The 26,057-nt window shown below is 43.9% G+C and carries 25 protein-coding genes and 1 pseudogene; 12 read left to right on the forward strand and 14 right to left on the reverse strand.

What is annotated here, in order from left to right:
• The first annotated feature begins 201 nt into the window (after positions 1 to 201).
• Both GT360_RS06605 and GT360_RS06610 read left to right on the forward strand, forming a co-directional pair.
• Positions 202 to 1,617, forward strand: a complete 1,416-nt coding sequence (locus tag GT360_RS06605; RefSeq protein WP_204274551.1) for a coniferyl aldehyde dehydrogenase — start codon at positions 202 to 204, stop codon at positions 1,615 to 1,617.
• A gap of 78 nt (positions 1,618 to 1,695) precedes the next feature.
• Positions 1,696 to 2,244 carry a C40 family peptidase gene (locus tag GT360_RS06610; protein WP_239502601.1) on the forward strand — a complete coding sequence of 183 codons (549 nt, stop codon included), beginning with the start codon at positions 1,696 to 1,698 and terminating at the stop codon, positions 2,242 to 2,244.
• A gap of 85 nt (positions 2,245 to 2,329) precedes the next feature.
• On the opposite strand, the gene GT360_RS06615 is transcribed toward GT360_RS06610, so the two are convergent.
• A complete protein-coding gene (locus GT360_RS06615; protein ID WP_239502602.1) occupies positions 2,330 to 3,118 on the reverse strand; it encodes a siderophore-interacting protein in 789 nt (262 codons plus the stop codon).
• 88 nt (positions 3,119 to 3,206) lie between these two features.
• Here GT360_RS06615 and GT360_RS06620 point away from each other — a divergent pair, with 88 nt between their 5' ends.
• The gene (locus GT360_RS06620; protein ID WP_164648111.1) at positions 3,207 to 3,629 is read left to right on the forward strand and encodes a MarR family winged helix-turn-helix transcriptional regulator; all 423 of its coding nucleotides are present in this window, start codon (positions 3,207 to 3,209) and stop codon (positions 3,627 to 3,629) included.
• Here the strand turns inward: GT360_RS06620 and GT360_RS06625 are convergent.
• Entirely contained in the window at positions 3,601 to 4,527 is a 927-nt protein-coding gene (locus GT360_RS06625; RefSeq protein ID WP_164649604.1) for a LysR family transcriptional regulator, read from the reverse strand. The two genes, GT360_RS06620 and GT360_RS06625, sit on opposite strands and share 29 nt — an antisense overlap.
• 129 nt (positions 4,528 to 4,656) lie before the next feature.
• Between GT360_RS06625 and GT360_RS06630 the strand changes: the two genes are divergently transcribed.
• Positions 4,657 to 5,598, forward strand: coding sequence for an NAD(P)H-dependent oxidoreductase (locus GT360_RS06630; RefSeq protein ID WP_164648112.1), 942 nt, complete (start codon positions 4,657 to 4,659; stop codon positions 5,596 to 5,598).
• A gap of 78 nt (positions 5,599 to 5,676) precedes the next feature.
• On the opposite strand, the gene GT360_RS06635 is transcribed toward GT360_RS06630, so the two are convergent.
• Together GT360_RS06635 and GT360_RS06640 are read right to left on the reverse strand one after the other, a co-directional pair.
• The gene (locus GT360_RS06635; protein ID WP_164648113.1) at positions 5,677 to 5,901 is read right to left on the reverse strand and encodes a hypothetical protein; all 225 of its coding nucleotides are present in this window, start codon (positions 5,899 to 5,901) and stop codon (positions 5,677 to 5,679) included.
• 522 nt (positions 5,902 to 6,423) lie between these two features.
• Positions 6,424 to 7,296, reverse strand: a pseudogene (locus GT360_RS06640) (nuclear transport factor 2 family protein); the annotation flags it as partial.
• 98 nt (positions 7,297 to 7,394) lie between these two features.
• Here GT360_RS06640 and GT360_RS06645 point away from each other — a divergent pair.
• From GT360_RS06645 to GT360_RS06655, 3 genes are all read left to right on the forward strand, one after another.
• Complete coding sequence (locus GT360_RS06645) at positions 7,395 to 8,360, forward strand: LysR family transcriptional regulator (protein ID WP_164648115.1); 966 nt, start codon at positions 7,395 to 7,397, stop codon at positions 8,358 to 8,360.
• Positions 8,361 to 8,471: 111 nt separating this feature from the next.
• Complete coding sequence (locus GT360_RS06650) at positions 8,472 to 8,876, forward strand: hypothetical protein (protein ID WP_164648116.1); 405 nt, start codon at positions 8,472 to 8,474, stop codon at positions 8,874 to 8,876.
• Positions 8,877 to 8,981: 105 nt separating this feature from the next.
• Complete coding sequence (locus GT360_RS06655; RefSeq protein WP_164648117.1) at positions 8,982 to 10,028, forward strand: DUF2157 domain-containing protein; 1,047 nt, start codon at positions 8,982 to 8,984, stop codon at positions 10,026 to 10,028.
• A gap of 47 nt (positions 10,029 to 10,075) precedes the next feature.
• On the opposite strand, the gene GT360_RS06660 is transcribed toward GT360_RS06655, so the two are convergent.
• The gene (locus GT360_RS06660; RefSeq protein WP_164648118.1) at positions 10,076 to 11,146 is read right to left on the reverse strand and encodes an AbrB family transcriptional regulator; all 1,071 of its coding nucleotides are present in this window, start codon (positions 11,144 to 11,146) and stop codon (positions 10,076 to 10,078) included.
• Between the two features lie 369 nt (positions 11,147 to 11,515).
• Between GT360_RS06660 and GT360_RS06665 the strand changes: the two genes are divergently transcribed.
• Complete coding sequence (locus tag GT360_RS06665) at positions 11,516 to 12,445, forward strand: bile acid:sodium symporter family protein (RefSeq protein ID WP_239502620.1); 930 nt, start codon at positions 11,516 to 11,518, stop codon at positions 12,443 to 12,445.
• Positions 12,446 to 12,493: 48 nt separating this feature from the next.
• Here the strand turns inward: GT360_RS06665 and GT360_RS06670 are convergent, their stop codons facing one another.
• On the reverse strand, positions 12,494 to 12,952 hold the full coding sequence (locus GT360_RS06670) for a tellurite resistance TerB family protein (RefSeq protein WP_164648120.1): 459 nt from the start codon (positions 12,950 to 12,952) through the stop codon (positions 12,494 to 12,496).
• 250 nt (positions 12,953 to 13,202) lie between these two features.
• Here GT360_RS06670 and GT360_RS06675 point away from each other — a divergent pair, with 250 nt between their 5' ends.
• Entirely contained in the window at positions 13,203 to 13,727 is a 525-nt protein-coding gene (locus GT360_RS06675) for a glycine zipper 2TM domain-containing protein (protein WP_164648121.1), read from the forward strand.
• A 78-nt stretch (positions 13,728 to 13,805) separates the two neighbouring features.
• Here the strand turns inward: GT360_RS06675 and GT360_RS06680 are convergent, their stop codons facing one another.
• The 4 genes from GT360_RS06680 to GT360_RS06695 all read right to left on the reverse strand — a co-directional run bounded on the left by GT360_RS06680 (position 13,806) and on the right by GT360_RS06695 (position 18,138).
• A complete protein-coding gene (locus GT360_RS06680; protein ID WP_164648122.1) occupies positions 13,806 to 15,110 on the reverse strand; it encodes a TRAP transporter large permease in 1,305 nt (434 codons plus the stop codon).
• Positions 15,111 to 15,115: 5 nt separating this feature from the next.
• Positions 15,116 to 15,613: a TRAP transporter small permease gene (locus GT360_RS06685; RefSeq protein ID WP_164648123.1), complete on the reverse strand. Its 498-nt coding sequence runs from the start codon at positions 15,611 to 15,613 to the stop codon at positions 15,116 to 15,118.
• Positions 15,614 to 15,691: 78 nt separating this feature from the next.
• Positions 15,692 to 16,651, reverse strand: a complete 960-nt coding sequence (locus GT360_RS06690; RefSeq protein WP_164648124.1) for a TRAP transporter substrate-binding protein — start codon at positions 16,649 to 16,651, stop codon at positions 15,692 to 15,694.
• Between the two features lie 503 nt (positions 16,652 to 17,154).
• Entirely contained in the window at positions 17,155 to 18,138 is a 984-nt protein-coding gene (locus GT360_RS06695) for a zinc-dependent alcohol dehydrogenase family protein (RefSeq protein WP_164648125.1), read from the reverse strand.
• Positions 18,139 to 18,355: 217 nt separating this feature from the next.
• On the opposite strand from GT360_RS06695, the gene GT360_RS06700 reads away from it, so the two are divergent.
• Positions 18,356 to 18,832, forward strand: a complete 477-nt coding sequence (locus tag GT360_RS06700) for a Fur family transcriptional regulator (protein ID WP_164648126.1) — start codon at positions 18,356 to 18,358, stop codon at positions 18,830 to 18,832.
• A 5-nt stretch (positions 18,833 to 18,837) separates the two neighbouring features.
• Positions 18,838 to 19,839 carry a CobW family GTP-binding protein gene (locus GT360_RS06705; protein WP_164648127.1) on the forward strand — a complete coding sequence of 334 codons (1,002 nt, stop codon included), beginning with the start codon at positions 18,838 to 18,840 and terminating at the stop codon, positions 19,837 to 19,839.
• 207 nt (positions 19,840 to 20,046) lie between these two features.
• On the opposite strand, the gene GT360_RS06710 is transcribed toward GT360_RS06705, so the two are convergent.
• The 4 genes from GT360_RS06710 to GT360_RS06725 form a co-directional block, all read right to left on the reverse strand.
• On the reverse strand, positions 20,047 to 21,300 hold the full coding sequence (locus GT360_RS06710; RefSeq protein WP_164648128.1) for an ABC transporter substrate-binding protein: 1,254 nt from the start codon (positions 21,298 to 21,300) through the stop codon (positions 20,047 to 20,049).
• Between the two features lie 179 nt (positions 21,301 to 21,479).
• Entirely contained in the window at positions 21,480 to 22,379 is a 900-nt protein-coding gene (locus GT360_RS06715) for a carbohydrate ABC transporter permease (protein WP_164648129.1), read from the reverse strand.
• Positions 22,379 to 23,245 (reverse strand): carbohydrate ABC transporter permease, encoded by an 867-nt coding sequence (locus tag GT360_RS06720; protein WP_239502603.1) that lies wholly within the window; start codon positions 23,243 to 23,245, stop codon positions 22,379 to 22,381. Before GT360_RS06720 ends, GT360_RS06715 begins: the two co-directional genes overlap by 1 nt.
• Before the next feature lie 70 nt (positions 23,246 to 23,315).
• Positions 23,316 to 24,569 carry an ABC transporter substrate-binding protein gene (locus GT360_RS06725; protein WP_164648130.1) on the reverse strand — a complete coding sequence of 418 codons (1,254 nt, stop codon included), beginning with the start codon at positions 24,567 to 24,569 and terminating at the stop codon, positions 23,316 to 23,318.
• A gap of 303 nt (positions 24,570 to 24,872) precedes the next feature.
• Between GT360_RS06725 and GT360_RS06730 the strand changes: the two genes are divergently transcribed.
• Complete coding sequence (locus GT360_RS06730) at positions 24,873 to 25,964, forward strand: ABC transporter ATP-binding protein (RefSeq protein WP_164648131.1); 1,092 nt, start codon at positions 24,873 to 24,875, stop codon at positions 25,962 to 25,964.
• Positions 25,965 to 26,057: the final 93 nt, after the last annotated feature.

Consider the following 26,057-nt stretch of genomic DNA (forward strand, 5'->3'; position numbering starts at 1 on the left):
TGCTTTAGAGCCTCGCTATTTTTAATTATTACTAGAAAGTGTGCTCGTATAAGTCGCTGGCGTTAAGCTAATACTGTAAATAAGGACAAATATAAGTTTACACTTTGAGCATTAACTCTAGAGAGATGAGTTGGGGTTTCTGTGCTAGATTGGTCGTATATAAAAGTTAGTTGGTGCCACAACAAATAAAGGATTAATACAGTGAATGCAATTACGGAAATTAATCAAGCGGAAACATTAAACCAATCACTCGATTTACTTCGTGAATGTTACAATCAGCAACTTTGCTTGCCGATTGAGGCTCGTATCAATAATCTGAAGCTGATTAAGCAAAGCCTCATTGAGCATCGAACACAGCTGATTGAAGCGTTGAGTAACGACTTTGGTTGCAGAACTGAGTTTGACACCTCCATCGCTGATATTATGCCGACTGTGGCGCAGATTAACTACACGTTAAAGCACTTAAAGCAATGGATGAAGCCGAGTAAGCGCAGTGCTGGACTGATGTTTATGCCGAGTAAAGTTGCAGTGGAATATCAGCCACTCGGTGTGGTCGGTATCATAGCGCCATGGAACTTTCCTGTCATTTTGAGCGTTGGGCCTATCGTGACGGCATTAGCTGCGGGTAATCGAGTCATGCTCAAGCTCAGTGAATTTACGCCTAAAACGAATCAGGTCATTACGAAGATCTTGAGTGTTTTGCCTGAGCATATACTGGTCATTGAAGGTGCGGCTGAGGTTGCGGCTGAGTTTAGTGCTCTACCGTTTGATCACTTACTTTTTACCGGTTCAACTCAAGTTGGTCGCTATGTAGCCCAAGCTGCTGCGCCAAACTTAACGCCGATCACCCTAGAGTTGGGCGGCAAGTCTCCCGTAATCGTTGCGAAAGACAGCGACTTAGATGTTGCGGTTGATGCAGTACTTTTCGGTAAATGTCTGAATGCTGGGCAGATATGTGTCGCACCTGACTATGCGTTTGTACCCAAAGAGAAAGTCGATGCGTTCATTACGCGCTTTTTTGAGCGTCTGGCCGTGCTGTATCCTGAAATTGAGGAAGAGGGAGGCTTCACTCAAATCATCAATGAGCGCCAATATGATCGCCTAATGGCTGCATTGGAAGAGGCTAAACAACAAGGTGCCATCGTTCACACTAAGCAAGTAACAAACGGTGCTGATTCACGTTTGATTACACCGCACTTGATGACCGATGTAACAGATGATATGACCATCATGCGCGATGAAATATTCGGCCCACTGTTGCCAATTAAGCCCTATCAAGACATTCAAGAAGCTTTGGATTATATCAATTCCAAAGACCGTCCTCTCGCGCTCTATATCATGAGTACAGATAAGTTATTGATTCAGCGTATCGTCAATTCGACACACAGTGGTGGCGTCGGTATCAATGAGACCGTTTTCCACGTTGGAGCAGAAGACGCGCCCTTTGGCGGTGTAGGCCCTTCTGGTATGGGGCACTATCATGGTGTTGAAGGCTTTCGAACGTTTAGTCATGCCAAGACGGTGTTTCACACTCCTGCATGGTTAGGAAGAATTAAACTGTTATTGAAGTCTCAACAGAAGATGATCAAAATGATGGGGCGTTTATTCATACGTTAGTCGCATAATATGCGGTATATGTTCAAATAATGGCTATGCTTAATGATGTTTATACTAATGCACGGAGCATAGCCTGAAATGACGTACTCGATATTAAGTGACAGACCTTTAACTCGTTTGAAGCGATGCTTGCCCCTTTGTTTTGTATTACTCGCCTCTGCTTGCTCTTCAAATACACCATACGCTCATCCACCTCTAAAACCTGCTACTACTCATTCTCCTTCAAACCAACAAATGATAGCCTTTGCCCGTGACTATATCGGCACAGATTATAAGTGGGGCGGAAATACCCCCAGTGGTTTTGATTGCTCAGGATTTATTAAGTTTGTGTACAATGAATTTAATATTGATATTCCAAGAACAACTTCACAATACCCATCTCTTTACAAGAACAAAGTCGATTTTGATAAGGCTCAAGTTGGGGATTTAATTATATTTACGGGCACTGACCCGAAGGTAAGAAAACCAGGGCATGCAGGCATCATTACTCAAGTGGGAGAGGGGAAACTTCACTTTATCCATAGTTCTTCTTCTAAGAAGCATTACGGTGTAACTGAGACCGACTATTTTAAGAGTGGTTATCCCAAGCGTTACTTGTCTATTGTACGCTTGGCTGACAATAGTTAGGGCTCGCGAGAAAGGCTGAGTTAATAAGAAAGGAATAAAGAGAGGCAGCGAGCCTCTCTAGGCGCCCTTCATCTAAATGATGCTATTAGGCTTGATTAAACGACTCAGCGTCTTGTCTCTTTAATGCTTTATGGCCGTCTTCAGTGACACCGTGTTTCCAATAGCTGCTAAAGTAGGTGTTTTCACGAGCGCATGACCAGTTGTCTGAAACGTGACGTCGAACTGCTCGCATTTGCGAAAACTCACAGGCACACCAAACACCCGCATTGCTTGGTACTGAAGTCAACGATTCGACCGACTTAGCGAGTAAAGGTTGCTGATGATCACCCAGTAACCACTCAATATCGATGCCTTGTGGTGCCTCAAGTTCTTGCTTGTCAGAAGCATCTGCAATTTGAATAAAGGCACGTCCTTTTGCGTCTGGTGTTAACTTAGTCAGTGTCACAGCAAGCGCAGGCAACGATGTCATATCAGCGACAAAAACATAGTCATGCAAGTCAAAAGGAATGGTTTCACTGTGGCCCGGGCCACCAATCTTAATCGTGTCTCCAGCCTTGGCAGTTTGTGCCCAGTGACTTGCGATTCCATCTTGGTCTTGGCTGTCATGTAAAACAAAATCGACATCAAGTGTTAGGGCGGCAGAGTCAAAATGACGAATAGTGTAGGTGCGCATAAGTGGGCGACCCGTTTCACTCATATCGTCAATATTGGTCGTGCCATTAGCATTGAAGATCAGCTTGATATAATCCCCTTCGCAGTCTTCAGGCATTTTCTGCAAGTCGTCACCAGTGAAGCGAATGCGCAGAAAGCTGTCGCTTAGCTTTTGTGTTGAGATTACCGTCAAAGATTTAGGTGTCATTTTTCTTTTCATCATTTCGCTCCACAGGTAAACTAGCAAGGTTGATTTTGTCAACTATAGTTAGTTTAAATGATAATGTAAACCATTTAATTGGAGAGTCGCCGTGTCACAAGCAACAACATTGGAAGGGCTATTTGGTTTAGCGCATGCCGTAAAAAGAGAAATGCACCATCAGATTGAACTGCTTGGTTTGCCGATCACACCAATGCACATGCGTGTGCTCAAAATCATTTCAAAGACACAAGACTGCACCGCAAATCATATTGTCCAGTTTTTAAGCAGAGATAAAGCGCAGGTCACACGCCTGCTAAAGCCTTTGCTTGATGAGGGTCTATTAGACAAAGCAGCTAATCCTGAGGATAAACGCAGTGCGTTTCTTCTGGTGACAGAGCAGGGGCGCACGCTGGTTGAGCGTATCGCCGATGTCGAGCAAGCATTGATATCAAAAATGACGAGTGGCGTTGCAGAAAATGAGCTTCAGTCGTACTTGAAAGTGGCTAATCAGATGAAGAAGAACTTAAGCTAGCTTGGTTGAACTCTACAACGAGGAAATCAATGAACACCCGTATACGCTTCACTTTTTGGCTATTACGACTGAAATAGAGGTAGAGCCCTTGAAAGTTAGGCCAGTGGTCTTTGAGTACGGGTTTAAGTTCACCTGACTCAATCAGTTCCTCTACGCAGGGCAAGACCAGCCTACCAATACCAAGCCCTTGCAGTGCACCGTCTATCATCACGTCAGTATCATTCACCACAAGGGCGTAGGGCATTTCAACTAGCGTCTCTTGCCCGTTGTCGATGAGGTTGAGCCTCGCATATTGATTGGAAGTGACAAATCGATATTGAATTAGCTGATGCTGACTTAAATCCTCTAGCGAAGAAGGGACACCAAATTTGTCAAAGTAGGCAGGACTGGCGAACAGCGCCTCTTGCATAGGTTCTGTCAGTTTTTTTGCTACCATTCCCTCTTCGACTTTGTTGCCAAATCGGATACCTAAATCGATGCCTTCTTTGACAATATCAAGGGTCGCATCTGAAATCACGACCTCTAATTGAATCTGCGGATAGAGGCGGCAGAATTTGGCATAGATGCTTTGAAAGTAGGTGTTAAACACAAACTTGGGGAGTGTGATGCGCAGTTTACCACTCGGCTCATCAGCTAACTCTTGAACACTCTCAATAGCGATAGATAAAGAGGCCATAGCTTGAGAGGTGCGTTCATAAAGCAATCGCCCCGCATCAGTAAGTTCAATCTTGCGCGTGGTACGGTTGAATAGTGTCAAACCGACATTGGATTCTAAGAGTTTCAATGCTTGGCTAACCGACGGGGCGGCTATCTCTAACTTTCGAGCAGCGCCGCGTATGCTACCCTCTGAAACAATCGCTTGAAATACCTGTAGCTGGCTGTAAGTCGTACCCTTCATGCTGATATCTTCCATTGTTAGGTTAAACCTAATTAAAAGCTAAGTTTTAGTGCTCTACAAGCAAAGAATCAAATCATCTATTCTAACTCCATCGAAACGAATTGCTGTTTAGCAGAGTGAGGAGCCAACATGAGCAAAGTTGTGGTTATTTCTGGACACCCAGAACTAGAGAAATCAAATACAAACAAAATTATCATCGATCAACTAGGCAAAGAGATTGAGAGCATTGATGTGCGCCGCCTCGATACGCTGTACCCAAACTACCAAATCGATGTTGAAGCCGAGCAACAAGCATTACTTGCGGCAGATGTTATCGTTCTACAGTTTCCTTTTTACTGGTATTCAGTACCGGCACTGCTTAAGAAGTGGCTTGATGACGTGTTTAGCTACAACTTTGCCTACGGTTCAAAGGGTGACAAGCTGAAGGGTAAAGAGCTGATTACATCCATTACTATTGGCGGCCCGGCAGAGTCGTATGACCCTCTTGGCTACAATCACTTCACGATTGAGCAACTGTTACACCCAATTCAGCAAACGGCATACTTAGCGGGTCTAAACTACCATGCTCCAATCTATACGCATGGCATGGTATACATTCCTGGAGTATACAACACGCTAGAGGATGTGGAAGCGAAGGCACAAGCTCATGCAACACGTGTGATTGATAAAGTGGCTGACTTGTTATCGTCACAGGAGCGACAAGTCTCCGCCTTGGTCAAAGCTTGGTTTGAAAATATGGATAATCTTGGTGAAGATGAAACGCCATTCTTATCAGAGCTTGATGAAAACGTGGTTTTTCATGTACCAGAGGGTGAGTATAACGGGCATGCAGGCTTTAAAGATTGGTATCGCCAACTAAGAAACATGTTTGATACGGCAAGTCATACGCTTGAGCAAGTGGTGATTACACCGTCTGAGGTAGGCTTCAAAGCAGATTTACGTGTAAGACTTATCGCTCGTACAGCAAGTGGTGAGGATGTTAACGTGTTGGTTAATGAAGAGTGGCAGCTATCGTTTAAGAGTGACCAACCCAAAATTGTGCGTTATCAAGTTGATGTGGTGACTGGCTAAGTGTTTAAGCCCCAATACAGTGATGCGTTGGGGCGACTTGGAAAGTGACATGTTGTCTAAACAAAATAGAGACCGTGTTTAAAACTGCAGCTCAGGCGTTGTGGTGCATGAGTCCTTAAAGCTCATATAACCCTTGAGCAATTGTTCTGCACTGGATGGGTTTTTTTGATGTTCGTAAAGTGCCAGCTCTTGTCTTACGATGCTGATGTAATAGTTGTGAGATGCGAACATACCAGGGAAAAGCTGAGGCTTTTCAGTCATCATGTCGCGGATAATGTCATCATTGATACTTTTACTGTGCATGACTATTTTCCTCTTCCGTGATTCATCTAGTCGGTTAACAACATAACGTTGTTTTAACAGTGATACCACAAAAATGCGCTGAGGCAAACTATTTGCGCAATAAAGATAACTTGTGGATGGATAAATGTTAGAGCCTTTTGATCGGCAAATTCAAAAACGCCACACTTAATGAAACGTTAGTGTGGCTTTCAATTTAGACCTAACAATACTGATAGGTATCAGGGGCAACTAGTGAGCATAACGTCTCATAATCATAGTTGACCCATCTGCTTTACTCATAAAATCTGCCGCCGCCGGGGCATTCATGAAGGAGTTCATCGAGGCGTCCGCATCTGCAAACGATGCCCAATGAACGATGACTCTCCAATATCCATCTTCTGTCATGCCTGATTCGCGTGATAGGAAGCCTGGCTGTTTGGCAACATGAGTTTCCTCTACGGCTTTGTCGATGGGGATGAACTGTTCATCGGTGACGCCGTCACCTAAGTCAAAGGTCGCAACCTCGACAACGTAATCACTCTCAAAGCCAAACTTGCCGTTATCGTTTTTCCATTGGTCTTCGCTTGGGATAGTCTCGATGACGTCCCAGTGTTCGACGATTTTACCGTTTTCAACGCGGAACAGGTCGTAGAATGAGGTGTGATTACCCAAAAATGTTCCTTCACTGACGGCTAACACGAAGTTGCCTTCACCAAGAATCTTGTGGTTTGCGGTATAAACCATAGGTGTTCCAGCTTCAGCCAAGGCTTTTAATGCTGCGCCAAGTCCGTCTAAACCATCGGCAACCATGCTGTTGTGCTGCAAGTAGTCTTCAGGTTTTGGGTCGATAAACATGCCGATTTTACTCATATCCCCTTTGATTAGAATGGTGTCAACAAAGTCAGCAACCAATGCTTTGTTCTCTACCGTCATGTCTGTTTGGGTGATTTCGGTGGGGCCATCAAGTTGTGTTCTTCCACTGGGGTTTGGCTCAGCAATTGGCTGTAAATTATCCCAATGCTCGACGATTAAACCATCTTCAAAACGAAATATATCGAACCCAACTTTTGGACCAAAGAAGTCATATTCAGTATGCAGGAACACATAATCGCCATCTTGTGCAGCACGCACAACGTTTGCTTTAGCTGAGCCTTCTGGAAGGGCACTTAACACTTCCCCAAAGCCCGCAAGCCCGTCAGCTACGCTCAGGTTATGTTGGATGTATTTCTGTGGGTTGATGTAGCCAATGGCATTCTGATCGCCTGTCTCTATGCTGGAGATAACAGCGATGGCTTTTTCTTTATTGGACATTTCTTGTTTAGAAACTGAATCTTGAGCAAACGTAGCGTGGGAAAACAGCGTTAGGCTGGTGATTGCGAGCAATGAGGTACAAACGCGCTTAGAGGTAAGTTGCATGGCGAACACTCCTTATTGATTGGTTCACTAAGCGTAGTTAACTCATTTGATTTGGCTATACTCTCAAATGATACACCTCGTATACAAAATGGAACGCTATGGACGATATCGCTAATCATCGAGTATTGATTTGTGTGGCTGACTCAGGCTCTTTGGGTATGGCAGCAGAGCAGCTTGGGAAGTCGAAAGTGATGATCTCAAGGGCGATTAAAGCACTAGAGAATGAGCTAGGTTTCAGGCTGCTAGATCGTAACGCGAAAGGTTCGAAACTCACGGCCAAAGGCAAGGCGTATGTTGATAGTTGCCGACCTATTCTGATGGAGGTCGACACCGCGCTGCGTGTCATGACGATTAATAAATCGCACTTTACGAAAGACACAACTGAACAACAAATCAAACTCAAGTTATCAAGTCCCAACACGTTTGGCTCTATTGTTTTGAGTAAGGTGATCGCTGATTTTCAGAAAGAGAACCCTAATTACGTGATTGAACTTGTCACAGATGAGCAATTTCAGGATATCTTTGACCATCAACTTGATATATCGATTCGCGCACATTTATCGTCTGATTCGATTCATGAAAATTTGATTTCTAGACCGCTCATCAAATTACCTTTTTTTCTATGCTGTTCCCCTGGGTTTGTACAGGCTAATGGTTTACCAAAATCCTTAGATTCGCTCTTTTCTGATTTTCCTTTTGTTGCATGGTCTTATTTGAATCAAGAGGATTCAGTCATGGTGGACAGCGAAACTCAAAGAAAATGTCACCCAGATAACGTCAAGTTTGTCAGCAACAATTCTCTGTCTTGTTTCCACTATCTCAAGTTTGCCAATGCTTTTGCATGTCTTCCGTACCATGTGATACGTCAAGCCTTGAAAGAAGATGTCTTGGTTGTACTTAGCCCGGAACATTCTCGGTTTGAAGTCGATTTAAGAATTACTTATCTCAACGCGCAAGGAACGCAGTCTGCGACTAACGTCTTCGTCGATTACTTGGTGGAGCATCCAAGCATTCTGGAGTTAAAAAGAGAGATACAGGCGATCTATAACAAGCTTGCAATCTAAATTTTCAATCATTCGTAAAATCAACAAAATATGTGCGACTTGCAGCAAATTTATTCAATGATGAATGTCCTACACTAGAGTTACAGCCACAAGCAAAAGGAGTATCTCGCCATGAACAAAAAGTTAGCGGGTATAAGTATGTTTGTCGCAGGTTTTTTAGCGTTGTATAGCGGCTTCATCTTCAGTGCGGAATTCTTAGGCATGACGGAGCTAAGAAATGCAATGCTTTGCCAATGGTTGCTCGTCATGGGAATGATGATGCTACCATGGTCTCAAAATGGCTTAAATGGCTTGCTAGGTTTTTCGCTTGGGACAGCGGTTGGCATCGTGTGCTTTGTCTTTTTTACCAATCTACTCAAGTTGTATAACGTACCACCAAATACCGATCTGATAAAAGTCTTGGTGTCGACATTTGGTGTTGGGGCGTTTGCGCATGCCGCAATGGTTGCAGCGCGCTTGTTTGACGAGAAATTCGTTCTGTTTAGCGGATTCTTAATCGTTAAGCATAAAGAATAGTCCTACTGCGTGTGCTCTTTCGCGACTCGATTTCAACGATAGGTTACACTTAACCTACATTTTGTTGTCTTTGGGATAAGGCACTTGTCGTTGGAGAGATGAAGTATGCAGGTATCTCGTAAAGAAGGTCGAGTACTGAGTGATGCGCTAGTTAAGTGGCGAGAGCAGGGTGTGATTTCTGAGCAAGAGTATCAGAGATTGAATAGCGCTTATACTGTGAGCTCGTTTGATTGGAAGCAGCTAGCCAAGTACTCTTTTTATTTTGCGATCCTCTCCATTCTCATCTCTGTCTTGATTGCCATCGGCGACCAATGGCTGATTGAGTTGTTCCAAAAGTTGTTTTCAGCACCAGATATCGCTAAGTGTGGTTTTTTCATTGCTTGCTCGATACTTTTCTATTTCCTCGGTATGAAGAGTCGGGAGTCGCAACCCCACAAAATATTCAGTAATGAAGCATTTATGCTTGTTGGGGTGCTCTCTAATGCTGTCGCTATCCATTTTCTAGGAGAGGCATTTGCCATTGAAGATACGACGTATCTCATGGCCTTTGCAACGGTCAATTATGCGGTACTTGGCATCTTAATGCCTTCACATATTGTTTGGGGGTTTAGTCTACTCTCGGTGGGCTTGTGGTTTGCGATTGAAGCTGCTTTCCCATTTGGTTTAGGTGAGTACTTTCTTGGTGTGAATGTGCCCATCCGTTTTGCCCTTATGGGAGCATTAATGACAGCGGGTGGGTATTATTTGTTTGTGCGTAAAACAAACCTGCTCTCTTTTTACATCACCACCAAACTGATTGGTCTCGCCTACCTGTTTATCTCACTTTGGGTAGTTTCTATCTTTGGAAATTATGTCAGTGTCGTAGAGTGGGACAAAGTCTCGCAGCTCTCTTTAATCCACTGGTCGATTTTGCTCACCTTTGTCTCTGCTTATGCGGTTTATTATGGAGTGAAGCAAAAGGATGACATTGTTAAGATTTATGGATTAACGTTTTTCTTTATCAATCTTTATACACGCTACTTTGAATACTTCTGGGAAGACCTGCATAAAGCATTGTTCTTCGCGATTCTAGCACTTAGCTTTTGGTTCTTCGGCAGTCGAGCCGAGAAAATCTATCAAATAAGCTTGGTGACTCCGTCCTCAAAAGAGTAACCATTGTGGATGATCGAAGCAAAAATACACCCTCTCACATTCGCCAACTACATAGTGTTGGGGCTATCTGATGGGTTGATTTGACCCAAAACGATTGGCGTTAGATTAAGGATGAACAAGCGAATTACATGATTAATCATTACAAATGAAGGTTGTAGTGAAAAGGCTAGGGCGATGGTGGTCATTGCCTCGACATTGCCCGGAACCCAGGCGATGAGTAGAACGGCCCAGTTCATGTCTAAAGCTATACTCGTAATGTAAGAGGCAGCAATTGTCACTGACAAACTAATCGTCGTAACCAGTATCCCCGCACGCGCATAGCGCCATGCTTCTGACATTTTCACTGCTGATAGCTTAAGCCCAATAACGGCCCCTAAGATTGTCGTTGAGACATCAATTAAGATGCTCGGGACGACGATAGCGATGTGATTGAATAGGGAGTGAAAGGTAATGGTCGTAATGAGTGAGCCCGTAAGGTAAGGGGCAGGTAACGCGATTTTATCCAATGCCCAACCACAGCCAATTGAAAGAGTGGCGACGATACACAACCAAAAGAAATCGCTCGCTCTAAAAATATTCAAATTGTTATCGAAGGTGGTTAAGTCTGCGGCATATTGAGTTGAGATAAACGCAGCAAGTAGAACCAGTAACACCAGACGAACGGAGTGTGCAAAGACCACCTTTGCCGAGGGAGACTGATATCGCCCGGACATCGAGAGCAGTGCGGATAGCGCGCCAGGAATAGCACCCATGATGCTATCACTCACTGACCATTTTTCAGCTCGATTAAGCCATATAAACCCCAGGCTGATTTGACAGCATAAACAGAGAATCAAACCTGTCACCACTGGAACGCTGACATTATCTGCAATGGTTTGAAAACTAGCGATAGAACCCACACTAAGTCCAAGTATCAGCTGAATAAGTGTGATGGACCCTTTTGGGAGTTCCATTTTTGATGGGAGGAAAGAAGGAGTTTGTGAAGCTTGGGCGCGAAGTGTTAGGCACTGAGATACGACTAAAGTTATCACTATAGAGCCAAATAAGCCTCCCATAGCAATACCACTGAATTCGCCTAAAAGAGCGCCAAATGTCGCACTCACGACCAAAGGCCACATAGTTAAACTCCAAACAACAGAAGAAAATTACCTGATACGTTAGCACTTTATGGGTGTTTCAGGTTAATGATATTTGTCACTTTGTTTGGCGAGGGGCAACTGGACCGTTGTATTGCACTTAGAGAGACACGTGTCGTTGATTACCGCTAAGGGTATAGGTGTTATAGATTCAAATGCAGATTGACGCGTTTTGAAGGTTTACCCTTTATTGACACTCAGGCACACTTGTAAACATAAAACAAAAGAACGTTGAAAGGTAATAACTGACGAATTATCAGATGTTTATTTTCCTTTATGTAAAACAATAGTAACTTGGACTGCACTTTGGACATTATTAACAAAATTAAGCAACAGTGGTTTATTCTCGGAATGATCCTAGCGATCATTTTATCGGTCAAAACTTCTCCAGTAGGTAGCAGTGGTGGCTTACTTCACTTAGACGTTGTGACATCGCTCGGTATTGCACTTGTCTTCTTACTACATGGCTTAAATCTATCTCGTAAAGACATTGCAGCGGGTATGACTAACTGGCGATTGCATGGCTTTATTCAATCTACGACGTTTGTGGTTTACCCTCTTTTATGGTTGATCTTCGGTCACCTGTTTTCACTGCATATGCCAAGTGCCTTGGCTATAGGTTTTTGTTACTTACTGGTATTGCCAAGCACGATTTCATCTTCAGTCGCTATGACGAGTATTGCAAAAGGCAATGTTCCGGGAGCCATTTTTAATGCATCTCTTTCGAGTATTATCGGTGTTTTCATCACTCCGCTTCTAATCTTTGTCTTAGTCGGCATTGAGGGGGAGAGTGGTGACGCCATTGGAACCATTGTCTCTGTGGCGAAGCTTTTGATTCTACCTATGGTGATTGGTCAGCTGTTGCGACCTATATTGAAAGACTGGCTAGCGAGAAACAAACAAATCATCAACAAGATTGACAAGATCGTGATCATCTTGATTGTTTACAATGTGTTCTGTGACTCCATAGAGAGTAACATTTGGTCTCAGTTCTCACTGACGTTACTCCTCTCGTCAGTCGTGCTTTGTTTTGTCTTGTTGCTCGCCATGGTACACGTGGTTCAATGGTCGGCGAAAAAAGTGGGATTCAATCGTCAAGATGAAATTGCCGCAGTATTTTGTGGTACAAAGAAGACGCTGGCCGCGGGCGTGCCGATGGCGAAAGTGATTTTTGCTAACGACCCTTCCTTGGGAATGATATTGCTGCCAATCATGCTTTATCATCCGATACAGATCTTCTACTGCGCGGTTTTAGCGGATCGCTACGCAAAAGGAAAATAAACGAGAGGGCAACGGAGAGAAGCGTTGCCCTCATCATATTATGGCGGTCTATTTCTTCTCATTGGTTTCGGTAACCAACAGCTTTGCCCTAATAAATTCACTGTGATCGACGTAAAGCAACTCTGCCGTCTTACGCACCACAGCATCTTCTAATGGGTCGATTTCACCATCCGCATTGGCGACTTCCCACATCGCCTTGATGAGTTCAAAACGTGTCTCTTGGCTCAGTTCACGAAGTTGGTTTGTGAATTCGTAAAGAGAAGCAGAGTCTTGAACTTTAGCACTCGCTTGTTCTAACAGGCTTTGTGCTTGTTCTTTAGAGAGGTCTAGCAGCACTTCAAGTAGATGTTGCTTAGCCTCACGCTCTGCCTGATCAATTTGATGGTCAGCACCAGCCACTTCGGTGAGCAAACACGCGATGGCAAGATTTGGGTTTTGAATCTGACTGCCAGAGAGATCATGTCCCTCTAGTAGGTTTTTAAATAGGGAGGTAATAGCGTTAAACATGCGAAGCCTCAATCTTTATAACTATATTATCAATAGATACGCTGCTTCGAGGAAAAGTTCAATTTAACCTTTGTCTAAACGGATTAGCTTAGTCATGTATATATGTCTGGGAGGCATATTCTCAATAAGGTCTGAACAGCAGATAGACTGCTTACACTACACTGACATAATGTTGATATTGAGCTGATGAATGAGTTGGCTGAATCATTATGATTGCCGCCACAAAACAAAACCTGAACAAGGCATAACAATGAATATCAAAGCAATTGCTTTAGCAGTGACAGCAGCACTTTCTCTAGCGGCATGTAAAGACGAAACTCCTAATACACCGGAGGTCGCAACTGAAGCGAACATCACGCTGGTGGAAGCGGTTACCGAGCAAGTTAAGACGCCTCATGAGGTGTGTCATGATGTAGTCGTGACTAAACAAGCAGAAGTAAAAGATGAGAATAAGCTATTAGGCACCGTGGGTGGTGCAGCTGCGGGTGCAGCATTGGGTAACCAAGTCGGTGGTGGTTCAGGTAAGGTTGTTGCCACTGCTGCAGGCACTATTGCGGGCGCGATGACGGGTCGTAAGATTCAAGAGAACGCGCAAAAGAATGATGTCGTAACGACAACCGAAAGGCAGTGTGAAACAGAATACACCACTTCAGCGAAAGTTGTGGGTTACGACGTCACTTACGAAATTGCAGGCACTCCAACAACAGTACGTATGGTGAATAAGCCAGAGGGTACTAGCTTTCCCATTGAAGACGGTGAAGTGGTTATTCGTTAGTGAATACCAATAGCGCCGTTTAAAAATAAAAACACCGCACATCATATAGATAGTGCGGTGTTTTTATTTGTGGTCAACTTAGTTGATTAGACCGAATGCGCGAGGTAGCGCAAGGCTGATTTCTGGCACGAATGTGATCAGTAGTAGAGTGACAATCAAGACCGCACAGAAGGGCAGAATCGATTTAATAACACTTTCTATTTTAGCTCCACTGACACTACAACCTACAAAAAGAGCGGTACCTACTGGAGGCGTGGCGATACCGATACATAGGTTAAAGATGATCATCATTGCGAAATGGATAGGGTGCATACCTAGTTGAGTCGCGATTGGCATAAAAATCGGCGTAAAAATAAGTACGGCTGGTGTTAAATCCATAAACATTCCCACGATCAGCAGGATGATATTCATCAGAATGAAAATGATGATGGGATTATCAGAAATAGACAGCATCCAATCACTGATCAGGCTTGGAAGTCCAGTAAAAGCCATAGCCCAAGACATGATGGTGGAAGCACCGATGAGAAACAGCATGATGCCTGTGATTTCTGCGGTTTCTACACAGATAGTTCTCATTTCTTTCATGCCGAGCGTTCGATAACAAAGAGACAGAAAGAACGCGTAAAGCACTGCGATACACGCACCTTCCGTTGCGGTAAATATCCCCCCGATAATGCCGCCAATAACGACGACTACAAGCCCTAAGCTCGGTGTCGCTCTCCAAGTGATGTCCATGATTTCTTTTGCTGTTTTTGGCTCGGAGATGGTTCGATAGCCCTTTTTCTTAGCAATCATATAAGCGACCACCATACAGCTAAGGCCCATTAAAATGCCTGGAACATAACCCGCTATAAAGAGTGCCGCAATAGAAGTGCCGCCACTAACCACCGAAAAAACAATCAATGAGTTGCTGGGTGGAATTAGAAGACCGGCAGGGCAAGAAGCCACGTTAACAGAGGTAGAAAACGCTTTGTCATAACCTTCTTTTTCTAATTCTGGTTCCAGTGTTTTCCCGACAGCAGCGGCTGCGGCAACTGCCGAACCTGAGACAGAACCAAACAACATATTTGCGATGACGTTTACGTGAGAAAGAGACCCTGGCATACGGCCAACTAACAGTTTTGCGAACTCAACAAGTCGGGTTGCAATACCTCCCCGATTCATGATGTTACCCGCCAATATGAAAAACGGAATGGCAAGTAAGCTAAAGCTATCTATACCAGTCACGATTTTCTGACCTGCAGTCATGAATGCGACATCATTAGGAAGAATGGTGCACATGATTACAAGTGACGACATTGCTATCGCGATGGCAATAGGAATGCTAAAACTGATCATGAGCATGAAAAGGCATAGGAGCCAAAACCCAATTGAAATATCCATATTCGTTATCCTTGTTGAGCGGTATGGTCGCTAGCGAACATATCGATGGTGTTGAGTACTAGGTAAATCAGCATTAACGAACCCGATAGCGGTAATATGAAGTAAACGTATGCCATTGGTATTTGCAGTGCAGGAGAAGATTGCAGCATCGTGCGTCCGATTAGCTGCGTACCGCCTTTGATCATTGCAAGATAAATAAAAGAGAAAGAAACCATATGGATGACTAAATGGCAGTATTTACGGTACTTCTGTTTAATTGACCCGACAAATAACGTGATCGCCAAATGACCATTCTTGCCAAACAGATAACTAGCGCCAAAAAGGCCAAACCAAATCATAGTGTAGCGTGCAAGCTCATCAGTAAATGAACTGGGATCATTAAGGACATACCGACTGAAAACTTGCCATGTAACGGTCACGACGAGCGTAATAATCGCGAAACCGCAGAAGGTGAGAATGGCTTTATCGAGCAACCTTCTGAAAGACTGAATAAATGAATACATTGAGACTCCTTAAACTGCGACCCAATAATTTCACCCCACTCAACGAAGAGTGGGGTTTTATGAAGTAAAAGCAGTGGATTACATTTTTTGGATTGCGTAGATGTAGTAGCCAAGCGTTGGATCTTGCTCAGCACTATCAATCATTGGCTGAACCTTCGCGCGGAACTTGCTCTTATCAACTTCAATGAACTTAACGTCTAGCGTTTTAGCAACTTCCTTATTCTTGCCATCAATTTCAGCCCAGATTTTTATCTCTTCTTCCATAGACTCTAGAGCGGCTTCTTTAACAATCGTCTGCTGATCTGGAGATAGGCTGTTCCATGTGTTTTCAGAGATCATGATGAGATCTGGCGTCATCATATGTTCATTCATTGAGTAGTATTTCGCTACTTCTGAGTGCTTCATTTCAACCAGACTAGAAATGTTGTTCTCTGCTGCATCGATAACGCCTTGTTGTAGTGCGGTATAAACTTCCGTAAATGGAACTGGTGTTGCACGAGCTCCTAGTAAACGAACCATCTCCATCATCGTTGGTGATTCTGGGACGCGAATTTTTAGCCCAGCAAGATCTTCTGGCGTTTCAATCGGCTTAGAACTGTAGAAGCTTCGTGAGCCTGAATCGTAAAGTGTTAAGCCAACGAACCCTTTACCTTCACTTGATTGGAGAAGCTTTTCTGCTGCTTCACTACGCATAAAAGTGTGCATATGGTCGGCATCACGGAAGAGGAATGGGATTGAAATTGCCTTATAGGTAGGCTCGAATGATTCAGCCAGTGAACCATTGATCTTCGCCATATCGATAGCACCAGTAACAACCTGTTCTGCTTGGTCACGTTCAGACCCAAGCATGCCGTTAGGGAAGATACGCACGTTCATTTCACCATTAGACTTTTCACTGACTTTTTCGGCAAATATCTCCATACCGGCATGAGCAGCACTCTCTAAGTTCATTGCGTGACCAAGAGTGAGTGTTTTAGCATTAGCACCAAACGCCATTAATACAGAAGCAGCAGCAAGGGTAAGTAACTTATGTTTCATGTTGTTCTCCGTTAATTGATAATCCATAGATGAGCAGCTAGTAGGAGAATTTGTGATTGCCTTATTATATTGATTTGTCGGGAGAATCTATGTGGCTCACAAATACATTTTGACTAATTTATTCTCATCTGAAATTAATTATTGGATTTCACCATTTGTAATACAATGCTACAAAAACACATATGTGCTTTGGGGCACATCTATTAGTGGAGTGTGTGAGTGATTTGTGACCATACTCTATAGATAAAGCCGCTTCATGAAACTGAATCTCAAACTTAAGATTATTTTAGGTGATAGCTGATTGGCTGTGTGGATTTGTTCTGGTGAATGCAAGAATGCTAGCTTTTTATACTGCTAGTTGTATGTATTTTGAATATATTAGAGGTGAGTGTTGTGACATGTTATCGAGACATGGGGTGTGCATTGCAGGGTTCTAGCCCAGCTTTTTGAGGCTGGCGGTACGCTTACGCCTCCGCCAACCCTAAATGTGCTAGGTATTAGTCTTAGTTTTCCACAACGACTTTCCCCGTCGCTTTGCCAGAAGATAGTCGATCATAGGCTTCACTAATATCCTCCAATTTGTAGTCAACTTCGTCCATGACTGGTGATAGTCGCCCCTCGTCAGCAAGTTTGGCGACTTCAGAGAGAATGTGATGATGTTCTTCTTGGCGTACACCATTAATCATTTGAATCAACATAAATACCACATGTAGAGAGAGGCCTTTAAAGTGCATCATCGTAAGGTCGAGTTCTAGCATAGATACAGTGGATGCAACGTGTCCATTAAGTTTCGTCGCATCGAATGATTTGATCATATTCTCGCCACCGACAGAATCGAATACCGCATCAAACCCTCCATCGGTGTATTTGGATACGTAATCAGCCACCGCTTCCTCTCGGTAATTGATGGCGGTAGCGCCGAGCAGTTGCATCAGCCCCATATGCTCAGGTCGTCCAACCGTTGCATAAACTTCAGCTCCCCACGCTTTGGCAATTTGTACAGCGATGTTTCCAACACCCCCAGCACCGCCATGAACCAGTACTTTTTGTCCCGCTTTGACTTGAGCTCGACTCAGACCTTCATAGGCTGTGATGGCGACAAGTGGTAGCGCAGCCGCTTCTTTCATCGATAGATTTGAAGGTTTATGGGCGATGAGACGCACGTCTGCAGGCATATATTCAGCTAACGAGCCTTGTAGCTCTCCTAGACCACCCGCACAGCCGTAAACTTCATCACCGACCTGAAAGCCTTCAACGTCATCGGAGATACTTTCGATTGTGCCCGCAAAGTCCATACCTAAGATAGCCGGTAACGCTGGAGAGAAAGGAAGGGCAGTTCCTAGTTGTTTGATCATTGTGTCGACCGTATTGATGCTGGAAGCAGAGACTCTCACAAGGACTTCTCCCGGTTTAAGCGCTGGTTTCTCGACGTCAGTTAGTTCAAAGTTTGCTTGCTCGCCATATTCATTCAGTACCATTGCCTTCATAGGAACTCCTTACGTTAACTAACTATTAAAGCTGGTGTTTTGAAGTATAGACAGGTTTGATCAAATTCAATTGAATCTGAGAATGTTTACTAATGTGTCAACAGAGTTGGTAACGTTTATTTGTTATGTTATAACATATCAGTGTTCGCGTACTCAAGGGATAGACTCTATAAACGCGTAACGACATTCAAACATCGGAAATATCCCGGGATTGACTATGAGCAATGTAACAAATCAAATTGAGCATGCAGAACAACACTGCAAAACGCATGGAGCGCGTCTTACCTCACAGAGAAAGCAGGTGCTTGCACGATTAATTGAATCTAACCGTGCATTGTCGGCTTATGAATTAGTGGATTTTTGTAAAGAGAGATATGGCGAGAGTATTGCTGCTATGTCTGTGTATCGAAGCTTAGAGTTTCTCGAAAAAGAGGACCTTGTTCACAAGCTAAATTCAACCAATAAGTTTGTCGCATGTGCACATATTTGCCGTGAGCATGACCATGGCGTGGCGCAATTTTTGATCTGCAAAGAGTGCAACAAGATCACTGAACTTACACTAGAGCCCCTAGTGATGGATTCATTGCGTGATGAAGCAGCCAAAGCCGGTTTTACCGTTATAAGTCCACAGCTTGAGATTAGCTGTGTGTGTGATGAATGTAGAACGAAACAGAACAATCAATCAAAGGAGTGAGTGTAGTGAGTAAGCTACAAGAGCCAATTTCAGCAGTACCCACGAATATTATCACTGGCTTTCTTGGAGTTGGAAAAACATCCGCAATCTTGAACTTAATGCGTCATAAGCCAGAGAACGAGCGGTGGGCAATTCTCGTCAATGAGTTTGGCGAGATTGGTGTGGATGGGAGCTTATTCGAAGGAAGTTCTTCTGAAGGACAGCAGGTTTATATTCGCGAGGTTCCAGGTGGCTGTATGTGCTGTGCTGCAGGGCTACCAATGCAAATAGCGTTAAACCAACTGCTTACACATTCTCGTCCTGATAGATTACTGATCGAGCCTACAGGGCTGGGGCACCCGAAAGAGGTTTTAGAAGTACTCTCATCTGAAAATTATCGTGAGGTGTTATCACTACAAAAGATAATAACGCTCGTTGATGCCAGAAAGCTGAGTGAGCCGAAATATACTGAACATGACACCTTTAACCAGCAAATTGATATTGCCGATATTGTGGTAGGTAACAAAGCCGACCTGTATGCAGTAGGGGATAATGAGTTGCTCTCTGACTATGTATCACAGCGTGCAAACAAAGAGGGAACACCGTTAGTTTATACAATACAAGGGGATATCCCCTTGGAGCTTTTAGATGGTGAAACTTCATCGGTTGCTCAGCAATCGCATCATCACCATCATAATACAACCAAGCCACTTGCGTCTGAGCTGCCGATCCCACCACGCGGCTATATCAAGGCAGTGAACAGTGGAGAAGGTTTTAATAGCGTAGGTTGGAGGTTTGCACCCAACAAGGTATTTTCTAGACAGAAACTCATTGCACTATTAGTTACCATAGAGGCTGAACGACTCAAGGCGGTATTCATTATGCAAGACGGGATCTTTGGTTACAACATGACCTCTGATGAGCTTCAGGAAGGTGAATTGGATGATTGTAACGAAAGCAGAATAGAAATTATTGCTTCCACTATAGATTCGAGTTTAGAGGAAAAACTGCTTAACTGTCTGGTTTAGCCGTTTATGTTAGTTCGTGTACCGAGGGAGAGTGATGTGTGCGGGGTTGCAATTCAAAATGAACGATTTGCCCTATCTTCCGAGCTAGGGAAACTTGGTGTGGTTGTAGCTAAGAGTGAAATCATAATTAACAGCGACAATTGGGGTTCATAGATAAAAGAGAGGGAGAGCATTCCGCTCTCCCTCTCTTTTGTTGGTGGAACTTAGTTATTTAAGATTTTTAGCAACTGTTTTATCCCAACGCTGCAAAATCTTGTTGTAGTCTTGGTCTGGTTTAAGCATGAATGCTGTGATGTCATTTGGCATATCAGCACCAAGGTCAGCAGGGATGTTACCTACAGGGAAGGTTACAAGCTGGCCCGCTGTACGAGCATCTTCATAAGGCTTCGCGAGTTCTGGTACGCCAGATGTACCACCAGCAAGGGTAGTAATCGCGGTGTCGGCTTCTAAGTAAACTTTTAAGTTCTCATCATTCATCCAGAAGTCGATCCATTTCTTCGCGGCTTCTACCTGACCTGAGTCTTTAGGAATTGCCCAACCAGGGCCGTTGTAATCCATTACGATACCTTTAGTACCATTTACAGCAGGGAAAGGATGCAGTGAGAAGTGCTCAGGTAAAGAATCATTAGAGAACGGAGTGATGTTCCACATACCTTGTGGAAGCATGGCGACACGTCCAGACTGGAATGTTGTTAACGCAACAGACCAAGGGTCAGTACCCGCTGACACCATAGGATTGAAGCATTTCGCATCAATCATCTGTCTGAAGCCTTCAAACGCATTCTTCATTGATGGGTCGTCGGCAAATTTTGCTTCACCGCTCACGAATTTATCCATTCGCGCTAGGTCTGGGTTGTTACCATCAGCCAATGCCATGGTTAAAAAGTAAACGTAAGGTGTCCAACCGCCATTATTCGCGGCGAGGAGCATTGGCTGGATGCCTTTGTCATTGAGCTTGGTACACGCTTGCACGAGCTGGTCGACGGTTTGAGGGTAGCTATCGATGCCTGCTTCTTCAAAGAGGTCATTGTTTACATAAACGCCCATTCCCGATACTTGGAGCATGGAATAGTAAACCGTGTCTTCAAGGCCAAGGTAAGGCTGAAGTTTTGGTTGGACACGCTCAACAAAAGGTAGGTCATTTAACGGCATTAACTGACCGTTACCACCCCAGTGTTGGATAAACTCACGGTCAACCATTACAACGTCTGGTGGTGATCCTGCTTGCATGCGGGCAGGGATGCTTGTCACCATATCATTGCGCGCCATGTAGTTGAGTTTTACTTTGATGTCAGGGTTTGCTTTCTCAAATTTCTCGATAATCAAAGGGAAGTTTGCGACTTCGGCGCCAGCACCTTTCCAGCTAGAGACTTCAAGTTCGATCTGTTTTGCAGCAAGGTTGCTAGAAGCAAGTAAACAAGCAGTAATTGCAGTGGCAAGAGAGAGTTTTTTTAGTTCCATGTTATTAGTTTTCCTTAAATCGTTATTGGATAAATACTTGATAGTCTTTATAAATATTGAAAATAGCGCAGTGCGCAAAGTACTACTAAAAACATAATTATTATGGGTAAAGCCTAATGTTGGGTAGTTGCTGCCTCCTAAAGAAGTAGAGCAAGGCGCAAATGCCTTGCTCTTGATGGTTATTTCACTGCACCTGCTGTCATGCCATTTACAATCTGTTTTGACAGAGTAAAGAACACCACAAGTAGCGGTAGCGATGCTAGTACAGCTGCTGGGAATAACTGTGTTGGGTCAACAGAGTATGTCCCCAAGAATCGTAAAACAGCTGGCATGATGGTCAGTTTGCTCTCGGTTGTGATAAAGAGTAATGGGTTAACCACATCATTCCACACACCAAGGGTGATGAAGATAGCTAGAGTACCTGTAATCGGTTTTAGCATTGGGAAAATGATGTACCAATATGTTTTTAAGAACGTGGCACCGTCTAACGTCGCTGCTTCTTCCAACTCTTTTGGTATCGCCTTCATGAAACTGGTGTAGAAGAACACACCAAGAGGCAGGTGACCGACGGTGTAGACCAAAATAAGGCCGAAGTAGGTGTCCAGTAGTCCCAAGTCTCGAATGAACAGGTATAGCGGCGTAAGTGCTGCAAATGGTGGAATCACCATACCTAGCATGAAGAAAATGTAGGCTAGGTTACTCACTCGACTGCGGATACGCGCTAATGGGTATGCCGCTAAAGACGAGATGATGGCTACCGACAAAATAGTTGCCACAGTAATACCGATCGTATTAAACACTGTGCCGAAATAGTTCATGTCTGCAATCACATTCACGTAGTTCGAAAAGTGCAGTTCAGTGGGTAGCGCCAACGGATCTAACATGATCTCTCTACGGCTTCTAAATGACATGAATACCATGTAGAACACCGGAGATAAAATGATGAATGTGACAACAAACATCAGCGAGATGAGCAAGCCTTGCTTAACATTACGTGGTGACAGCAGCTTAGACGTGCGCTTTGGCGTTTCTTTGTCTGCCGACATAGCCGGCAGTTTATTAGATGTAATACTACTCATTAGATACGGTCCTCACGAGCTCTTAGGTAACTGTTCTGAATGATGGTGATCAGAGCAACCAGTACAATCATGACAACAGACAATGCTGCGGCTGAGCCGTACTTGAAGTCTTGGAAGATCAATTGGAAAATCTTCAAACCAAGTGTCATTGTGGCGTAATCAGGGCCACCGCCTGTCATGATGAATGGGAATTCAAACGACTTGAGCGTACCGATGGTTGCTAGCGTAATGTTGACTGTGATTGCCGGAGCAAGCAGTGGGATATCGATATGGAAGAACGATTTAATCGGTGAGACGCCATCGACACGTGCAGCATCTTTTACTTCAGTTGAGATCCCTGCGTAACCTGCCAAGAAAATCGCTGTTGAGTAACCTACGAACATCCAAACGTGAACTGCCGCAACCGAGAAAAGTGCAATTGATGAGTCACCAAGCCAGATTTGTTGCATGCTGCTCATGCCAAATGAGGCAAGCAATTCGTTGAGTCCGCCGCCCATCGGAGCGTATAGGTATTGCCACACGTAACCAGCAATCACTAGCGACAGCATTGAAGGTACAAGCAGCGCAGTACGCAAAGCATCACGGACCGCTGGAATACTATTCAGAATTGCAGCAAAAATAAGCCCCAATCCATTTTGGAATACGACGACGACAACACCGTAGACGAGTGTATTTTTCAGCACCTGAACGTAGCGCTGATCGGAGAATATTTCTCGGTAATTGTCTAGACCAACCCATGTTGCTTCACCAACACCAGCGTACTCTGTCATCGACAATGAGATCCCTTTGAACACCGGATAAATAGTGAACATGAGATACAAAAATAGAGCCGGGATAAGGAAATATAACCTTTTATCGACTTTCATAACTACAACCCTCAATTAGCCCATGGGCAAAGACGGCAGCTACAAAAGCGTAGCTGCCAAAATACAACAATTAACGTTTCGCAATATCGCGAGCGACTAATGAGTCCCAACGTTCAAGAATCTCGGTGTAATCTTGGCTTGGGTTCAACATGAATGATGTGATGTCATTCGTCATATCACGCGTTACTTCTACTGGTAGAGCACCAACAGGGAAGGTCACGTATTGCATTGCATCGCGCGCTTCTACGTAATCTTTTGCAATATTCATAGGAAGACCTGATGTGCCTCCTTTCAATGAAGTCATTGCAGTATCCGCTTCTAGGAATAGTTTTAGGTTCTCATCGTGAGTCCAAAAATCGATCCATTTTTTCGCAGCATCAACTTGCTTAGCGTCTTTTGGAATCGCCCAACCAGGACCTAAGTAGTCAAGGGTAATGCCTTTGTCGCCATTGATTGATGGGAATGGTTTGAGTGAGAAGTTCTCTGGTAAAGAGTCTTTCATGAATGGGTTAATGTTCCATAAACCCTGAGGAAGCATTGCAATACGACCTGATTGGAAAGTGGTGAGTGCAACTGACCATGGGTCTGTACCAGCACTGATTTTCGGGTTGAAACATTTCGCATCAATCATCTGACGGAACGCTTCAAACGCGTTTTTCATTGACTCATCTTCAGCAAACTTGATCTTGCCATCGTTGAATTGTGCTAGACGGTCTTGGCTAGGTACATCGCCATCTGCCAAACCCAGTGCCAAGAAGAAGATGTAAGGTGTCCATGCACCGTTATTACCTGCTAGTAGCGTTGGTGTGATGCCTTTACTGTTCAGTTGCTCACAAGTCGCTGTAAATTCAGCCACAGTTTCTGGATACTTAGTTACGCCAGCCTTTTCCATTAAGTCATCATTGACGTAGATGCCCATACCAGATACCTGCAGCATCGCGTAGTAAACATCGTCATCGAGACCAAGGTGCGATTGAAGGCCAGGTTGAATACGCTCGACAAACTCTTGGTCACCGATTTCCATAAGCTGACCCGCACCGCCCCAGTGAGTGATGAACTCACGGTCTACCATGATGACATCAGGTGGGCTACCTGCTTGGAAACGAGCTGGGATGCTGGTGACCATGTCATTACGTGCCATGTAGTTAAGGCGCACTTTAATGTCTGGATACTGTTGCTCGAACTTTTCGATTAGAACAGGAAAGTTTGCAACTTCTGCTCCAGCGCCTTTCCAACTGGCGACTTCTAGCTCGACTTTGTCTGCTGCAAAACTAGACGCCGAGAATGTAAGAGCTGTAATAGCTGCAAGTTTCGTTAGTTTCATTGTTACCTTCCTTTATGGTACTCGATGTAGACATAGGGTGAGCCTCATCGAACATCTTTGTTATTTGCCATTGAAAATTAATTGGCATACCAAAACTGGTATTAAGACTAACAATTGGTTGATAAGTATTGTGTGACTGGCATCAAATTAGCCGTATTAGACGTCGCTCATGGTCGACTTATCACCATATTTATGAATTGAATCACAATAACTGACGAAAAACCAAAAACATGTTAACCAGTGTAAGTTTTTTAGGTTATTTTGGTTGATAAGTTGATGTGTTAAGAATTTAAGGCGCAAAAAATGGCAGATATAAAACTATCAAACGTCAAAAAACGTTTCGGAAAAGTACAGACAATTCATGGTGTTGACCTAGAAATAGACCACGGAGAGTTTGTTGTATTCGTTGGTCCATCAGGATGTGGTAAGTCAACATTATTACGCTTGATTGCCGGATTAGAGACAATTTCTGACGGTGAAATCTTTATCGATGGCAACATGGTTAATGATGTAGAGCCAGCTGACCGTGGTATTTCAATGGTTTTCCAATCTTATGCACTATACCCGCATATGACTGTTGAAGAGAACATGGGCTTTGGGCTTAAAATGAATGGTGTATCAAAAGATGAAGTGAACCGCCAAGTATTGCTTGCTGCTAAAACACTGCAACTTGAGCCTTTATTGAAGCGCCGTCCAAAAGAGTTATCGGGTGGTCAGCGTCAGCGTGTAGCGATTGGTCGTGCAATTGTTCGCAATCCAAGTGCGTTTTTGTTTGACGAACCATTGTCGAACTTAGATGCGGAGCTTCGTGTTGAAATGCGCCTGCAAATTGCGCGTCTTCACCAAGAAATTGACACTACAATGATTTACGTAACGCACGATCAAGTTGAAGCGATGACTTTGGCAGACAAGATTGTCGTGTTGCGCGACGGACGTATAGAACAAGTCGGCTCGCCGCTTGAACTATATAACAAACCAATCAACATGTTTGTTGCTGGCTTTATTGGATCGCCAAAAATGAACTTTGTGAACGGTGAGGTGACGGGATCTGATAAGGAATACCTGGATATTCGTCTTGCGGATGAACAAGTGGTCTCAATTCCAATGACTCAACAGGCGTCAGTGAACGTCGGTGACAAAGTAAAAGTTGGTATCCGTCCTGAACATATTCATGTTGAGGAAGAGAAGGGTAACATCTCTATTCGATTCGCAAGTGAGGTCGTAGAGCGTTTGGGTAATAGCACCTACTTGTTTGGTCAGTTTGCACAACAAGAAGGGTTTATTGTCCATCACCCTGGTGATAAAGAAGTTCAGGCGTTTGATAATATCGACTTATATTTTGCTGCGTCAGACTGCCATGTGTTTGATGAAAGCGGGATTTGTATTAGCAACTAGTCTTCTTCTAGTAGCCGCAATAAACTTTAAAAAGCCAGTGACAGCGTCACTGGCTTTTTTGTTGATTATTTTTTGGTGTTAGATATAGGCGGT

The organism is Vibrio astriarenae (genome assembly GCF_010587385.1).
GTDB classification, from domain to species: Bacteria; Pseudomonadota; Gammaproteobacteria; order Enterobacterales; family Vibrionaceae; genus Vibrio; species Vibrio astriarenae.

Excerpts from the sequence above, each read along its gene's own strand:
- GT360_RS06725 (WP_164648130.1), bottom strand. The coding sequence starts at position 24,569 with ATGAAACTAACGAAACTTGCAGCTATTACAGCTCTTACATTCTCGGCG.
- GT360_RS06655 (WP_164648117.1), top strand. The coding sequence starts at position 8,982 with ATGCAGGTATCTCGTAAAGAAGGTCGAGTACTGAGTGATGCGCTAGTT.
- GT360_RS06720 (WP_239502603.1), bottom strand. The coding sequence starts at position 23,245 with ATGAAAGTCGATAAAAGGTTATATTTCCTTATCCCGGCTCTATTTTTG.
- GT360_RS06665 (WP_239502620.1), top strand. The coding sequence starts at position 11,516 with ATGATCCTAGCGATCATTTTATCGGTCAAAACTTCTCCAGTAGGTAGC.
- GT360_RS06610 (WP_239502601.1), top strand. The coding sequence starts at position 1,696 with ATGACGTACTCGATATTAAGTGACAGACCTTTAACTCGTTTGAAGCGA.
- GT360_RS06690 (WP_164648124.1), bottom strand. The coding sequence starts at position 16,651 with ATGAAACATAAGTTACTTACCCTTGCTGCTGCTTCTGTATTAATGGCG.
- GT360_RS06675 (WP_164648121.1), top strand. The coding sequence starts at position 13,203 with ATGAATATCAAAGCAATTGCTTTAGCAGTGACAGCAGCACTTTCTCTA.
- GT360_RS06700 (WP_164648126.1), top strand. The coding sequence starts at position 18,356 with ATGAGCAATGTAACAAATCAAATTGAGCATGCAGAACAACACTGCAAA.
- GT360_RS06645 (WP_164648115.1), top strand. The coding sequence starts at position 7,395 with ATGGACGATATCGCTAATCATCGAGTATTGATTTGTGTGGCTGACTCA.
- GT360_RS06710 (WP_164648128.1), bottom strand. The coding sequence starts at position 21,300 with ATGGAACTAAAAAAACTCTCTCTTGCCACTGCAATTACTGCTTGTTTA.
- GT360_RS06615 (WP_239502602.1), bottom strand. The coding sequence starts at position 3,118 with ATGATGAAAAGAAAAATGACACCTAAATCTTTGACGGTAATCTCAACA.
- GT360_RS06660 (WP_164648118.1), bottom strand. The coding sequence starts at position 11,146 with ATGTGGCCTTTGGTCGTGAGTGCGACATTTGGCGCTCTTTTAGGCGAA.
- GT360_RS06650 (WP_164648116.1), top strand. The coding sequence starts at position 8,472 with ATGAACAAAAAGTTAGCGGGTATAAGTATGTTTGTCGCAGGTTTTTTA.
- GT360_RS06635 (WP_164648113.1), bottom strand. The coding sequence starts at position 5,901 with ATGCACAGTAAAAGTATCAATGATGACATTATCCGCGACATGATGACT.
- GT360_RS06695 (WP_164648125.1), bottom strand. The coding sequence starts at position 18,138 with ATGAAGGCAATGGTACTGAATGAATATGGCGAGCAAGCAAACTTTGAA.
- GT360_RS06730 (WP_164648131.1), top strand. The coding sequence starts at position 24,873 with ATGGCAGATATAAAACTATCAAACGTCAAAAAACGTTTCGGAAAAGTA.
- GT360_RS06685 (WP_164648123.1), bottom strand. The coding sequence starts at position 15,613 with ATGTATTCATTTATTCAGTCTTTCAGAAGGTTGCTCGATAAAGCCATT.
- GT360_RS06625 (WP_164649604.1), bottom strand. The coding sequence starts at position 4,527 with ATGAAGGGTACGACTTACAGCCAGCTACAGGTATTTCAAGCGATTGTT.
- GT360_RS06715 (WP_164648129.1), bottom strand. The coding sequence starts at position 22,379 with ATGAGTAGTATTACATCTAATAAACTGCCGGCTATGTCGGCAGACAAA.
- GT360_RS06680 (WP_164648122.1), bottom strand. The coding sequence starts at position 15,110 with ATGGATATTTCAATTGGGTTTTGGCTCCTATGCCTTTTCATGCTCATG.
- GT360_RS06630 (WP_164648112.1), top strand. The coding sequence starts at position 4,657 with ATGAGCAAAGTTGTGGTTATTTCTGGACACCCAGAACTAGAGAAATCA.
- GT360_RS06670 (WP_164648120.1), bottom strand. The coding sequence starts at position 12,952 with ATGTTTAACGCTATTACCTCCCTATTTAAAAACCTACTAGAGGGACAT.